Source organism: Mycobacterium sp. NPDC048908 (assembly GCF_043197955.1).
GTDB lineage: Bacteria > Actinomycetota > Actinomycetes > Mycobacteriales > Mycobacteriaceae > Mycobacterium.
In genome coordinates this window covers 254685-267596 of record NZ_JBICUE010000004.1, presented here as the reverse complement: position 1 = coordinate 267596, position 12912 = coordinate 254685, and the positions used below count along the sequence as shown (strand labels likewise).

The window sequence follows — 12912 nt, the reverse complement described above, 5'->3', positions numbered from 1 at the left end:
ACAGTTTCACACATCTGTCTATGGTCGGACCGGATGCTTTCCCTACGGCTCGCAGACCACCAGCGGGATCACCCTGTCGGTCGCCTGCCGGTAGTTGCGGTACGGGGGGTAGATCCGCATGAGTTTCGGCCAGTATCGGTCGCGCTCCTCGTCGGTGGCGTCGCGGGCGACCAGGTCGAGGTGCTCACCGCGAATCTGGACGTGCACCTTCGGGTTGTTCTTGAGATTGCGGTACCACATCGGGTTCTCGCCACGGCCGAAGAACGACGCAGGCAGCACAACGCGGTCGCCGTCGCGGACGAACAACGCGGGCGTGGTGCGGGGCTTGCCCGTTTTGCGCCCCGTCGTGGTGATCAGTGCTGCGGGAAACCACAGCAGCTTGGCGCCCAGGCGTCCTCCGGTGCGCTGGTAGGTCCAGATGTGCGCACGTGAGAAGTACTTGAGAGCAAGGACGAGCGCGTTCGAGTTGCGGATCCGGTGGCGCTCGGTCATGCCCACTGTCTTGCCGCTATCCGCGGTCGGCAAACTACTTCTTGAGACGCCGGCTGCCGCCGTGCCAATCCTCTTCCTTGCCAACCGATTCCGTGTCGACTCCGAAACTGGCCAGTTGCGGCCGCTCGCGCAGGCTGCGCTTGATCTCCGCGAATCCAGGAAATTCGGCCAGGCCGACCACGTGGTCCCATAGTCTGCCCGCGTCGTCGGCTGAGGGCAGTCTGCTGATCACGGGACCGAAGAACGCCGTCCCCTCCGGGGGTTGGAAGTGCATGATCGGCGTCCCGACATCGCGACCGGTCAGCGCCAACGCCTCCTCCGTCTCGGCTCGGATCTCGTCGTCGTACCCGGCATCGTCGAGGGTCTGCACCAGATCGTCAGGCAGTCCGATCTTCTGCAACAGCGGTTCCAGCATCTCCCGCGAACCTTGACCCGCCGCGGACAGTGGATCGACCTCACGTGAGGTGTCGAAGATCCGGGTGCCGATCGCCTCGTACAGCGGCCCGACCGCGTCGCGTCCTCGTTCCGCGCGCAGTCGTGCGCACACCCGCAACAGCCGCAATCCGGCGGTGTGGCCCTCCTCGTAATCGGCAGGGAAGTGCGCCGCATAGTCGATGTGTGCGTTGAGAATGCGCAGCGAGATGAAACGCCAGTCCACTCGATAGTCCCGCTGCGTCGCCACCATGCGCACCCACTTGCTGGTCATCCAGGCGAACGGGCAGACCGGATCGAAATAGAAGTGAAGGTCGTAATCCGTTGTCATGGTTCGCAAATCACGAGCGGGATGACCCGTTCGGTCCACGACTGGTAGTCGTTGTAGGTCGGATACATCTCGACGAGCTTAGGCCAGTACTTGGCGCGTTCGTCATCGGTGGCGTCCCGTGCGGTGAGATCGAGTATCTCTTTCTTGATCTGAACCTTGACCCTCGGATTGGCCTTGAGGTTCAGATACCACATCGGGTGGTTGTCGCTGCCACCCTTGGACGCCGCAACGACCACAATGTCACCGTCGCGATGGAAATACAGTGGGCTGATACGGGGTTCGCCCGTCTTGCGCCCGATCGTGGTCAGCAGCGCGACAGGGATGCCCTGGAAGTCGCTGCCGAACCCTTCGCCGTCGCTGCGGCGGTACATGTAGGTGTTCAGCCTCGACATCCACTTGATGAAGAAGTCCGCGGCCTTCGTGTCCATGAAACGCGGGCGGGTCTTTGGCATGGGCCGATCCTATGACGTCAGGAAGGGCCAAACGACCGCCTTGATGTGGTGAATGGCGCCGTCTTCGGCGGGAATCAGAAACGTCTCGTCGATGTGGGCGCCGACCCGACGACCCGCGATCGACGGTTTGGTCACCAGGTCGAAACGCGCCCGCACCACGTCCCCGGAGACGGTGAACTCCGGGACGCTGGTATTCCGGATCACCCGGTACTGCGGCCCGTCATTCAGGCTGCGGCGCAAGTGATCTCCCGAGAAACCCGTCTTCACCCCGAATTCGATACGCGTGCAACCAGGCGCGAACGGAACCTTGTCGGCATCATGACTCACCAGCGCGTCGATGTAGGCCTGCGCGGCCGCGATCCGTTCTTCGTCCGACCGTGCCGATTCCCCGGTCGTCCCCTGCGCTGCGCGCGTGGGCCCATCGCTCCTGCCCGCCGGAGCCGATTCCCCGGTCGCTTCGCTCCTGCCCGCCGGAGCCACTAGATTCGCTCGATGATCGTGCCGGTGGACAACGCGCCACCCGCGCACATCGTGATCAGCGCGGTGCTCTGATCGGTGCGCTCCAACTCGTGCAACGCTGTGGTGATCAGCCTGCTGCCGGTGCTGCCGACCGGGTGGCCGAGCGCGATCGCACCGCCGTTGACATTGACCTTGTCCATGTCGGGGTTGTGCACCCGGGCCCACGACAACACGACGGAGGCGAACGCTTCGTTGATCTCGGTGATGTCGATGTCGCCCATCTTCATCCCGGCCTTCTCCAGCACCCTGGCCGTCGACTGGACAGGACCATCGAGGTGGTAATACGGCTCCGCACCGACCAGTGCCTGGCTGATGATCCGCGCCCGCGGCGTCAGGCCGAGCGCGCGCGCCTTGTCTTCGTCCATCCACAGCACTGCCGCGGCGCCGTCGGAGATCTGCGACGACGTACCCGCGGTGTGGATACCGTCCTCGAGCACCGGCTTCAGCGACGCGAGACCGTCCAGCGTGGTGTCGCGCAGCCCCTGGTCCCTGCTGACGGGTGCCCGCTCGGAGGTCGGTTGCTTGTTCTCGTCGAGTACCGGCGCCTCGATCGGGCTGATCTCCCGATCGAACCGCCCTTCGGCCCAGGCCTGCTTGGCTTTGCGCTGCGAATCGAAGCCGAACTGGTCGATGTCTTCACGAGTGATGCCGCGCCGCTTGGCGATTCGCTCGGCGGCCGTGAACTGGTCGGGTAGGTCGATGTCCCACGACGCTGGCCGCAGGATGCTGCGGTCGGGACCCGCGTTGGCGCCGAGGCCGACGCGGCTCATCGCTTCGATGCCGCACGCGATACCGATGTCGATGGCGCCCGCCGCGATGAGCCCGGCGATCAATCCGTTCGCCTGTTGGCCGCTGCCGCACTGGCAGTCCACGGTCATCGCGCCGACATGTTCGGGCAGACCCGCAACCAGCCAACTCACACGCGTGACGTTGTTGGACTGCTCGCCGAACTGCGTGACGCAGCCACCGATGACCTGCTCGACGTCACCTGCGTCGATGCCGGCCTTGTCGACCAATGCCTTCTGGGTGGCGCCCAGCAACTCGGTGGCGTGCAGGCCGGACAGCCATCCGTTCTGCTTGCCGATCGGGCTGCGGGTGGCTTCAACGATGACAGGGTTACCCATTCCGCCAGGCTAGAACACGTTTCATAATTCTGACAAGCGAGGATGGCGACCTGCCTTTTATCTGCACAGAAGCCATGTTTTACTGGCACTAGAACACGTTGCAATTGAGGAGAGCTTTTTATGGCATGCCCCATCTCAGCCGAGTTCGATTTCCTCGACGCGGAGCGCAACCTCGTGGGTCTGCCCGTCGCTGAGCTCGCCGAGCTTCGCAAGTCCGAGCCGATTCACTGGGTCGACGTTCCCGGCGGCACAGGTGGCTTCGGAGACAAAGGGTACTGGCTGGTCACCAAGCATGCGGACGTCAAAGAGGTGTCCAAGCGCAACGAAGTCTTCGGCAGCTCGCCGGACGGCGCGATCCCGGTCTGGCCGCAGGACATGACGCGTGACGCCATCGATCTGCAGAAGGCCGTGCTGCTCAACATGGATGCGCCGCAGCACACCCGGTTGCGCAAGATCATCTCTCGTGGCTTCACCCCTCGCGCCGTTGGACGGTTGGAGGACGAACTGCGGGCCCGCGCTCAGAAGATCGCCGAGGCGGCCGCGGCGGAAGAGTCCGGCGACTTCGTCGAACAGGTCTCTTGTGAGTTGCCGCTTCAGGCGATCGCCGGCCTGCTCGGTGTGCCGCAGGAGGACCGCGACAAGCTGTTCCGCTGGTCCAATGAGATGACCGCGGGTGAGGACCCGGAGTACGCGCACATCGACCCCGCGCTGTCGTCGGTCGAACTCATCCAGTACGCGATGCAGATGGCCGCGGAGCGCGCGAAGAATCCCACCGAGGACATTGTCACCCAACTGATCGAGGCCGACATCGAGGGCGAAAAGCTGTCGGACGACGAATTCGGCTTCTTCGTGGTGATGCTCGCGGTCGCCGGAAACGAGACGACACGCAACTCGATCACGCACGGCATGATCGCCTTCTCGCAGAACCCCGACCAGTGGGAGCTGTATAAGGCGCAGCGGCCGGAGACCGCTGCCGACGAGATCGTCCGATGGGCCACCCCGGTCTCGGCGTTCCAGCGCACCGCGCTCGAGGACACCGAATTGGGCGGTGTGCAGATCAAGAAGGGGCAGCGGGTGGTGATGTCGTACCGCTCAGCCAACTTTGACGAAGAGGTGTTCGAGGATCCGCACTCGTTCAACATCCTGCGTAACCCCAACCCCCACGTCGGTTTCGGCGGAACGGGTGCGCACTACTGCATAGGCGCTAATCTCGCCAAGATGACCATCAACCTGATCTTCAACGCGATCGCCGATCACATGCCCGATCTCGAACCGATCGGTGAGCCCGAGAGGCTGAAGTCGGGGTGGCTCAATGGCATCAAGCACTGGCAGGTGGACTACACCGGTAAGTGCCCAGCCGCCCGCGGGCCGGCGAATCAAGCCAGCGCCCACTAGTAGTCGAGGAGGGTTCGGGTGGACTTCAGCCCAGACGAAGGGCAGCAGGCAGTCGCCGATGTCGTCACGTCGGTATTGGAGCGAGACAACAGTTGGGATGCCCTGGTCTCGGGTGGCGTGACCGCGCTCGCGGTACCCGAACGCCTCGGCGGTGACGGCGTCGGGCTGGCCGAGATCAGCACCGCACTGACCGAGATCGGCAGGCACGGCACCGTCAGCCCGGCGCTGGCCACCCTGGGCTTCGGCGTGCTGCCGCTCCTGGACCTCGCCACCGACGACCAGCAGGACCGCTACCTGGCGGGTGTCGCGAAGGGCGGCATCCTGACGGCCGCGCTCAACGAGCCGGGTTCACCGCTGCCGGACCTGCCGTCCACCACGTTCATCGACGGCAAGCTCAACGGCGCCAAGGTAGCGGTTTCCTATGCGGCTCAAGCTGATTGGCTCATTGTGACGGCCGCCAACGCGGTTGTCGTGGTGTCGCCGCAGGCGGACGGTGTCGAGGTGATCAAGACACCGACCTCCAACCACAGCGACGAGTACACGGTGACGTTCTCCGACGCCGCGGCCGACGGGGTGATCGAGGGCGCGCAACCGCGTCGGGTGAATCAGCTGGCGCTCGCCGCGATCGGTTCGTTCGCCGCGGGTCTGGTGGCAGGGGCGTTGCGCCTGACCGCGGACTACGTGGCGAACCGCGAGCAGTTCGGCAAGCCGCTGTCCACGTTCCAGACGGTGGCGGCTCAGCTCGCCGAGGTCTACATCGCCTCGCGCACACTGACTTTGGTGTCGACATCGGTGGCGTGGCGGCTGTCCGAGGGGTTGGACGCCGACAGCGACATCGACATCCTCGGGTATTGGCTTGCCTCGCAGGCGCCGCCGGTGATGCAGCTCTGCCATCACATGCACGGCGGTATGGGAATGGACATCGCATACCCGATGGATCGCTACTACTCGACGATCAAGGACCTCACCCGACTAGTGGGCGGCCCTTCACACCGACTCGATCTGGTGGGAGCTTGATGTTCATCGAACTGACCCCCGAGCAGCGCAAGCTGCAGGCCGAATTGCGGGAGTACTTCTCGAATCTCATCTCTGCCGAAGAGACGGCGGAGATGGAGAAGGACCGGCACGGGAAGGCCTACCGCGCGGTCATCAAGCGGATGGGCTCCGACGGCAAGCTCGGTGTCGGCTGGCCCAAGGAGTTCGGCGGCCTCGGCTACGGCCCGATCGAGCAGTCGATCTTCGTGAACGAGGCGCATCGCGCCGATGTGCCGCTGCCCGCCGTCACGCTGCAGACCGTGGGGCCGACGCTTCAGGCCTACGGCAGCGATCTGCAGAAGAAGAAGTTTCTGCCCGCAATCCTGGCCGGTGAGGTGCATTTCGCGATCGGCTACACGGAGCCTGAAGCAGGCACCGACCTTGCGTCGCTGCGCACCACCGCGGTTCGTCACGGTGACGAATACATCGTCAACGGCCAGAAGGTGTTCACCACCGGTGGCCACGACGCCGACTACATCTGGCTGGCGTGCCGCACCGACCCGAGTGCCGCAAAACACAAGGGCATCTCGATGCTCATTGTCGACACCACCGATCCCGGCTACTCGTGGACGCCGATGATCCTGTCCGACGGCGCTCACCACACCAACGCCACGTACTACAACGACGTCCATGTGCCCGCCGAGATGCTCGTCGGCGAGGAGAACGGTGGCTGGCGCCTGATTACCACCCAACTCAACAACGAGCGCGTGATGCTCGGCCCCGCAGGACGATTCGCATCGCTGTACGACCGGGTGCATGACTGGGCCGCCAAGCCGGGCAGCAACGGCGACACCCCGCTCGACCATGACGACGTCAAGCGTTCGCTCGGTGAGCTCAAGGCGATGTGGCGGGTCAACGAACTGCTGAATTGGCAAGTCGCCTCGTCCGGCGAGACCATTGATGTCGCCGATGCCGCCGCGACAAAAGTGTTCGGCACCGAACGCATCCAATACGCGGGGCGACTTGCCGAGGAGATCGTCGGCAAGTATGGCAACCCGGCCGATCCGGCCACCACCGAACTGCTCGAGTGGCTTGACTCGCAAACGAAGCGGAATCTGGTGATCACGTTCGGCGGCGGAGTGAATGAGGTGATGCGCGAGATGATTGCGGCGTCGGGTCTGAAAGTGCCGAGGGTTCCGAGGTGAGTGTCGAGGCGATCCAGGCGGCGGCCGAGAAGGTCAAGGCCGAGGGGAAGAGCAAGCCGCGCGTCGGGCGCCATCCGGTCAACCAGCCCATGGTCGACCACTGGCTCGACGCGATGGGCGACAAGAACCCCATCTACGTCGACGAGCAGGCCGCCAAGGCCGCAGGCCATCCCGGCATCGTTGCCCCGCCCGCGATGATTCAGGTGTGGACGATGGCGGGCCTCGGTGGTGGCCGGGCCGCCGACGACCCCCTGACCAAGATCATGGAATTGTTCGACAACGCAGGCTATGTCGGCGTCGTCGCCACCAATTGCGAGCAGACCTACCACCGGTATCTGCGACCGGCCGAAGAGGTCAGCGTGTTGGCCGAGCTGACCGACGTCGTCGGACCGAAGAACACCGCGCTTGGCGAGGGCTTTTTCATCACGCAGAAGATCACCTGGCAGGTCGGTGACGAGGACGTCGCCGAAATGATGTGGCGGATCATGAAATTCCGGCCTGCCGAGAATAAGGGCGGCACTGGAGTTCCCGAAGACCTCGATGCCGCCTCGATGATGCGGCCCGCGTCGTCGCGGGACACCAAGTTCTTCTGGGACGGCGTCAACGCCCACGAACTGCGAATCCAGAAGAGGCCCGACGGAAGCCTGCAGCACCCGCCGGTGCCCGCCATCTGGCAGGACAAAGAGTCATCGATCGAGTATCAGGTGGCCAGCGGCAAGGGCACGGTGTTCAGTTTCGTGGTGCACCACGCGCCGAAGGTGCCAGGCCGCACGCTGCCGTTCGTCATCGCGCTCGTCGAACTCGAAGAAGGAGTACGAATGCTCGGCGAGCTCCGCAACGTGGACCCCGCCGAGGTGGAGATCGGAATGCCAGTTCGCGCAACCTATATCGACTTCCCGGAGGGCGATTCGGGCCCGGCGTGGACGCTTTACGCCTGGGAGCCTGACGCATGAGTGCACCCACGGTGGAGGTGGGCACGAAGCTGCCCGAGCTGGCGCTGTACGGCGACCCGACGTTCATCGTGTCGACGGCCATCGCCACCCGCGACTATCAGGACGTGCACCACGACCGCGATAAGGCGCAGGCCAAGGGGTCGAAGGACATTTTCGTCAACATCCTCACCGACACCGGGCTGGTTCAGCGTTACGTCACCGACTGGGCGGGGCCGAGCGCGATGATCAAGTCGATCGCACTGCGCCTCGGGGTGCCGTGGTATGCCTACGACACCGTGACGTTCAGGGGTGAGGTGACCGCCATCGACGGTGACCTGATCACGCTGAAAATCGTTGGCCGCAACAGCCTTGGCGACCACGTGATCGCCTCGTCGACACTCACGATTGGAGGTGCGTGATGCCGGGTCAGCTGTCCGGGAAGGCGGCGATCGTCGGCATCGGCGCCACCGACTTCTCGAAGAACTCCGAGCGCAGCGAACTTCGGCTGGCCGCCGAGGCGGTGCTCGACGCCCTCGATGATGCGGGTCTGACGCCGTCAGATGTCGACGGCATGGTGACGTTCACGATGGATTCGAACACCGAAGTCGCCGTGTCGCGGGCCACCGGCATCGGTGAGCTCAAGTTCTTCTCCAAGATCCATCACGGGGGCGGTGCCGCGTGCGCCACCATTCAGCAGGCCGCGATCGCGGTCGCGACCGGTGTCGCGGATTGCGTTGTGGCATACCGTGCTTTCAACGAACGCTCGGGAACGCGCTTCGGCCAGGTGCAGATGCGGCTGGTCGAGAACGCCGATTCGACGGGCGTGGACAACTCGTTCTCCTATCCGCACGGATTGTCCACCCCCGCGGCTCAGGTCGCCATGATCGCCAGGCGCTACATGCATCTTTCGGGCGCGACGAGCAGAGACTTCGGCGCGGTCTCGGTGGCCGACCGCAAACACGCGGCCAAGAACCCGAAGGCTTACTTCTACGAGAAGCCGATCACCATTGACGAGCACCAGGCTTCGCGGTGGATCGCGGAGCCATTGCGGTTGCTCGACTGTTGCCAGGAAACCGACGGAGCCGTCGCGATCGTGGTGACATCGCCCGAGCGGGCGAAGGATCTCAAGCACCGGCCGGTGATCGTCGAGGCGGCGTCGCAGGGTGCCAGCCCGGACCAGTACTCGATGGTCAGCTATTACCGGCCCGAGTTGGGCCTGCCCGAGATGGGGTTGGTCGGCGAGCAGCTGTGGCAGCAGTCGGGACTGAGGCCGACCGATATCCAGACCGCGGTGCTCTATGACCACTTCACCCCCTTCACGCTGATTCAGTTGGAGGAGTTGGGGTTCTGCGGCCAGGGCGAGGCGAAGGACTACATCGCCGACGGTGCGATCGAGATCGGCGGCAGGCTGCCGATCAACACCCACGGCGGCCAACTGGGTGAGGCGTACATCCACGGGATGAACGGCATCGCCGAAGGGGTGCGCCAGCTTCGCGGCAGCTCGGTCAACCAGGTGGACAACGTCGAGCATGTACTGGTCACCGCGGGCACCGGGGTGCCGACCTCGGGCCTGATCCTCGGCTAGCGATCGGGCAACGGCCCTGGCCAACTGATATATAGCGAACTTCGTCAAGTGGCACGGGGAGGCGCCGTCGGGGAGCTACCCCGACGGCGCCTCGTTGCTTTCTCGCGAGCCGTGTGGTGAGCGTGTCGGTTGGCGACGCGCGGTCAGACTGATATTCGCGGGTTGGCTACCGCAGGACGGGGTTTCGGCTGGATCGCATCCGCGTGTCTAGGGTCGCGCGTCGACTTCATCGGGTCTGCTCATAGTTGTGTCGCGGGTCGATCCACGCGCTGCCACCATCGCGCGTGAGGAAGCACTCACGTGGCGATCAGTCCTCCATGACCGCCAGCGACCAACATCAGCGGGCCAGTTCACGGGCGATCGCGACGTTGGCCACGGTGGACCGCTTACGTCGCGCCAGGAATTCCAACCATCGGTTGTGGAGACGACAATTGCCCTCGTGACCACGAGCGCAGGCCGCCGCCGGGGCCAGTTCCCACCGTGCCCGCATGACCGCCCTGGCCTAGTACTTGGACCGGTGATGCCAGGCCGCCTCGACCAGCAGCCGCCGCGCGTGGGTGTTTCCGGTCTTGGTGATCGGCTCCTGCGCCCGCGTGGAACCCGACGAGGACTCCGAGAGCATCAATCCGACGAACGAGCCAATCGTGTTGCCAGTGAACCGATCCCAGTCGCCGATCTCAACTGCCAACGCGAACGCGGTCAACGTGCCCACCCCGCGAAGACACGACAGCCGGCGCACCATTGCAGTGGACTCACTGTCGGCGGCGATGTCCTCGATCGCCGAGACCAGACCGGCGTCTGGCCTGCAGCATCAACACGTGCTCATAGTCGGAATCGAAGGCCATTCGCGTCGCCAGCGTCAGCAACTGCGGTACCGCGTGCGCGCGCAGCCAGCGATCGTGCATCAGTCCAGGCCGCACCTTGGTGATAGACGATGCCGTGGAGCAACAACAGCTTCGATAGTCGATGACGCGCCCTCATCAGGTCACCGCGGCAGTCTTCGCGTGCACGCACCAGGTCGCGGCAGGCCTCCTGGTTCGCACTCGGGATCGAGACCGAGGTGACCTCGTCCAGGCGCAACAACCGCGCCAGATGAGGTGCATCGCGGGCATCGGTCTTCACACGATCCCCGGCGGGCTTCTGCAATTTCGACGGCGCGAGGACCTCGCATCGAATGCCGGCGCCAGTCAATGCCCGATACAACCCGAAACCGTTCGGACCCGCCTCATAGGCCACCGCCGCCGGTCCCGGCAGCTGCTTGATCCACTCCGGGATGTGCTCGTGGGACGGCGTCAACCGGGTCTGCGACACTTCCCTGGTGGCGCCGTCGATCGCCGCCGCCACAACAGAACGTGCGTGCACGTCCAGCCCAACACTCGTTCGCTCAATGAATACCGGGGCCTCCCACCACTGTCGGACAGACCGGGCGGGCTCACTACCCACCCGGTAACCCACAAACATGGGTGAGCGAGGCCCCGGCCCGCAATCCCCGACACAACGCCGGCGGTCGCTCCATACCAACTTGTTCAATAGTCCTCAGGTGATCGGGGGTCTGCAGCCCAGGTTGCTTAGGTGCCGGTGCGGGGATCGCTCGCTCTCATGCCTGCCGCCCAGTCGGGTTGGCTCTTAGACGGCCTGCGTCCCGAGCCGGCGCCGTCGGCCGGGAGTGGCTGCAGAGAGGCCTGCAAAGCCGAAAGTTGGTGTGCCCTCCCGCTACTCACGTTCGTTGAACACAAGGGAGGACCAACCGCACAAGGCGTCCTGGACCGCGGCTGCCGTCGATGCCGCGCTGCAACCCCTGCAGGTCACCCGGTTGCCGTCAGCGCGGAAGGCTACCGGCAGTTACGGCGATTTGCCCGACGCTGGAACGACCACAGCTGGGCCATCGAAGGCGCATCCGGCCTGGGCGCCCCACTGACCCACCGGCTGCACGCCGACGGCACCCAGCGCGGTGATGGCGGCCTCGACGGACGCGGTGTTGAGTCGGGTCGCGGTCAGCGCGGCGATGCCGACCGAGATGGCATCGGGGCCGTCTCATCCGTTTTGCGGCCATGCCCAGTGGACAGCACCCGCATACGAGCTGCCAGTTTCGCCGGGACGTCGGTGACGTGCCCTGGTGGAACACCGTGACGATCTGGTCAAGACTCGAACCCAAACGATCAACCGGCTACATGTGCTGCTCACCCACCTCACGCCAGCGGGGGCCCCCGCGGGGTTTGACCGCTGACCGCGCCGCTGACATCCTGCGTCAGATCCGGCCCCGCGGATCCGCCGCCAAGACACTGCGCAGCCTGGCCGCCGACCTGTTCGCTGAGATCCGTGCAGTCGATCGCCGGATCACCAAAGCCGCTGCCGACGTCACCACAGCAGTGGAATCATCGCGCACCACCCTGACCGAACTCAGCGGTATCGGCACGCTCCAACGCCGCCAAGATCTTGGCCCGCGTCGGGGCCGTCCAGCGATTCCGCTCGGCCGATGCATTCGCCTCCTACACCGGCACCGCACCCATTGCAGCTTCCTCTGGTGACGTCACCCGCCATCGGCTTTCCCGTGCCGGAGACCGCCAACTCAACTGCTGCATACACACCATGGCGATCAGTCAGATCAGCCGAGACACCCCAGGACGGGCCTACTGCCGCCGAAAGCGAGCTGCCGGCAAGACCCACCGAGAAAGCCTTGCGCTGCCGCAAACGACGACTCTCCGACATCATCTACCGACAGCTTCTGCGTGACGCAAACTCCTTGATAGAGGCAGGCCTCCGCGGGACAGGCGGGGGCGACTCCAATATCCAGCGCGGGCGGCTCACACCCCATCCCCAGCACTTCGGACAAGTCACTCACCGGGCCAGCCGAACCCACCCTACAAGTCACAACCGCATCGCTTGACACAGAGAGGCGCCGTCTAGCCGTGCGCCGTGCTACGACCGATGCGGCAAAGGTTGTCAACTATCTGTCGAATTCGTAGAAAAGTTGCTCATCCCGACCGCAGTGGTCTAGGTACCGCGCCCAAGCCAGCGGCGACCGTATGCGCCGATGCCGCCCGTGCCGCCCTCGTTACGTCGTCATCCGCACGACTAGTTGTTTCAACCGAGAATAGTCGGCCAAATAAATTATCGCCTACGTAATCCGCGCTGCTTTCGTACCATTGGTATGAACTAACGGGTTCTAACAGGTCTTTTGCTTTGGAGGATTCCGAAGTAGGTCGACCCAGTTCCTTGTCCGCTGCGTTGCTAACGCAAACATTTGCTCGGCGACGGTACGGTGCGCATTGACCGTGTTTTCGGCAAATGCCTAACATTGGCATCACTTGGAGGACAATCGAATACGGGGAATCACCATAGAGGTAGGGCCAAAGGCAGTGACGGCACGTGGCCCTGCGGGTGAGGAGCCGAGGGGGGCCATCGCGTCGTCGGTACGCAACAGCGTGCTCTAGCGCTTGTCACCCGCACCACAGGCCTAAGGGCCGAAG

13 protein-coding genes and 1 pseudogene are annotated in these 12912 nt (G+C 64.4%); 8 read left to right on the top strand and 6 right to left on the bottom strand.

Annotation, left to right across the window (positions count from 1 at the left end; all coding sequences use genetic code 11):
* Positions 1 to 42: 42 nt before the first annotated feature.
* The 5 genes from ACGFK1_RS13280 to ACGFK1_RS13260 all read right to left on the bottom strand — a co-directional run bounded on the left by ACGFK1_RS13280 (position 43) and on the right by ACGFK1_RS13260 (position 3350).
* Positions 43 to 492: a nitroreductase family deazaflavin-dependent oxidoreductase gene (locus tag ACGFK1_RS13280; RefSeq protein WP_393429229.1), complete on the bottom strand. Its 450-nt coding sequence runs from the start codon at positions 490 to 492 to the stop codon at positions 43 to 45.
* A gap of 34 nt (positions 493 to 526) precedes the next feature.
* Positions 527 to 1255: a hypothetical protein gene (locus ACGFK1_RS13275; RefSeq protein ID WP_393429226.1), complete on the bottom strand. Its 729-nt coding sequence runs from the start codon at positions 1253 to 1255 to the stop codon at positions 527 to 529.
* Positions 1252 to 1707, bottom strand: a complete 456-nt coding sequence (locus tag ACGFK1_RS13270; RefSeq protein ID WP_393429223.1) for a nitroreductase family deazaflavin-dependent oxidoreductase — start codon at positions 1705 to 1707, stop codon at positions 1252 to 1254. Before ACGFK1_RS13270 ends, ACGFK1_RS13275 begins: the two co-directional genes overlap by 4 nt.
* A 9-nt stretch (positions 1708 to 1716) precedes the next feature.
* Positions 1717 to 2067 (bottom strand): hypothetical protein, encoded by a 351-nt coding sequence (locus ACGFK1_RS13265; protein WP_393430080.1) that lies wholly within the window; start codon positions 2065 to 2067, stop codon positions 1717 to 1719.
* 119 nt (positions 2068 to 2186) lie between these two features.
* Positions 2187 to 3350 (bottom strand): steroid 3-ketoacyl-CoA thiolase, encoded by a 1164-nt coding sequence (locus ACGFK1_RS13260; RefSeq protein ID WP_393429220.1) that lies wholly within the window; start codon positions 3348 to 3350, stop codon positions 2187 to 2189.
* Positions 3351 to 3470: 120 nt separating this feature from the next.
* Here ACGFK1_RS13260 and ACGFK1_RS13255 point away from each other — a divergent pair, with 120 nt between their 5' ends.
* Genes ACGFK1_RS13255 through ACGFK1_RS13230 form a run of 6 tightly spaced genes read left to right on the top strand, consistent with a single transcriptional unit; the run spans position 3471 to position 9442 of the window.
* Positions 3471 to 4745 carry a cytochrome P450 gene (locus tag ACGFK1_RS13255; protein WP_393429217.1) on the top strand — a complete coding sequence of 425 codons (1275 nt, stop codon included), beginning with the start codon at positions 3471 to 3473 and terminating at the stop codon, positions 4743 to 4745.
* A gap of 18 nt (positions 4746 to 4763) precedes the next feature.
* Positions 4764 to 5762 (top strand): acyl-CoA dehydrogenase family protein, encoded by a 999-nt coding sequence (locus ACGFK1_RS13250; RefSeq protein ID WP_393429214.1) that lies wholly within the window; start codon positions 4764 to 4766, stop codon positions 5760 to 5762.
* Complete coding sequence (gene fadE29 / locus ACGFK1_RS13245) at positions 5762 to 6925, top strand: acyl-CoA dehydrogenase FadE29 (RefSeq protein WP_393429211.1); 1164 nt, start codon at positions 5762 to 5764, stop codon at positions 6923 to 6925. The genes ACGFK1_RS13250 and fadE29 overlap by 1 nt, the downstream gene beginning before the upstream one ends.
* Positions 6922 to 7878 carry a bifunctional MaoC family dehydratase N-terminal/OB-fold nucleic acid binding domain-containing protein gene (locus ACGFK1_RS13240; RefSeq protein ID WP_393429207.1) on the top strand — a complete coding sequence of 319 codons (957 nt, stop codon included), beginning with the start codon at positions 6922 to 6924 and terminating at the stop codon, positions 7876 to 7878. Before fadE29 ends, ACGFK1_RS13240 begins: the two co-directional genes overlap by 4 nt.
* A complete protein-coding gene (locus ACGFK1_RS13235) occupies positions 7875 to 8276 on the top strand; it encodes a MaoC family dehydratase (RefSeq protein WP_393429205.1) in 402 nt (133 codons plus the stop codon). The genes ACGFK1_RS13240 and ACGFK1_RS13235 overlap by 4 nt, the downstream gene beginning before the upstream one ends.
* Positions 8276 to 9442, top strand: coding sequence for a lipid-transfer protein (locus ACGFK1_RS13230; protein WP_393429202.1), 1167 nt, complete (start codon positions 8276 to 8278; stop codon positions 9440 to 9442). Before ACGFK1_RS13235 ends, ACGFK1_RS13230 begins: the two co-directional genes overlap by 1 nt.
* A gap of 337 nt (positions 9443 to 9779) precedes the next feature.
* Here the strand turns inward: ACGFK1_RS13230 and ACGFK1_RS13225 are convergent.
* Positions 9780 to 10903 (bottom strand): annotated as a pseudogene (locus ACGFK1_RS13225) (IS110 family transposase).
* A 755-nt stretch (positions 10904 to 11658) separates the two neighbouring features.
* On the opposite strand from ACGFK1_RS13225, the gene ACGFK1_RS13220 reads away from it, so the two are divergent.
* Complete coding sequence (locus ACGFK1_RS13220) at positions 11659 to 11970, top strand: hypothetical protein (RefSeq protein ID WP_393430146.1); 312 nt, start codon at positions 11659 to 11661, stop codon at positions 11968 to 11970.
* Positions 11879 to 12175: a transposase gene (locus tag ACGFK1_RS13215; protein WP_393429199.1), complete on the top strand. Its 297-nt coding sequence runs from the start codon at positions 11879 to 11881 to the stop codon at positions 12173 to 12175. The genes ACGFK1_RS13220 and ACGFK1_RS13215 overlap by 92 nt, the downstream gene beginning before the upstream one ends.
* The last annotated feature ends 737 nt before the right edge of the window (positions 12176 to 12912 follow it).

Excerpts from the sequence above, each read along its gene's own strand:
- ACGFK1_RS13275 (WP_393429226.1), bottom strand. The coding sequence starts at position 1,255 with ATGACAACGGATTACGACCTTCACTTCTATTTCGATCCGGTCTGCCCG.
- ACGFK1_RS13280 (WP_393429229.1), bottom strand. The coding sequence starts at position 492 with ATGACCGAGCGCCACCGGATCCGCAACTCGAACGCGCTCGTCCTTGCT.
- fadE29 (WP_393429211.1), top strand. The coding sequence starts at position 5,762 with ATGTTCATCGAACTGACCCCCGAGCAGCGCAAGCTGCAGGCCGAATTG.
- ACGFK1_RS13255 (WP_393429217.1), top strand. The coding sequence starts at position 3,471 with ATGGCATGCCCCATCTCAGCCGAGTTCGATTTCCTCGACGCGGAGCGC.
- ACGFK1_RS13270 (WP_393429223.1), bottom strand. The coding sequence starts at position 1,707 with ATGCCAAAGACCCGCCCGCGTTTCATGGACACGAAGGCCGCGGACTTC.
- ACGFK1_RS13235 (WP_393429205.1), top strand. The coding sequence starts at position 7,875 with ATGAGTGCACCCACGGTGGAGGTGGGCACGAAGCTGCCCGAGCTGGCG.
- ACGFK1_RS13230 (WP_393429202.1), top strand. The coding sequence starts at position 8,276 with ATGCCGGGTCAGCTGTCCGGGAAGGCGGCGATCGTCGGCATCGGCGCC.
- ACGFK1_RS13260 (WP_393429220.1), bottom strand. The coding sequence starts at position 3,350 with ATGGGTAACCCTGTCATCGTTGAAGCCACCCGCAGCCCGATCGGCAAG.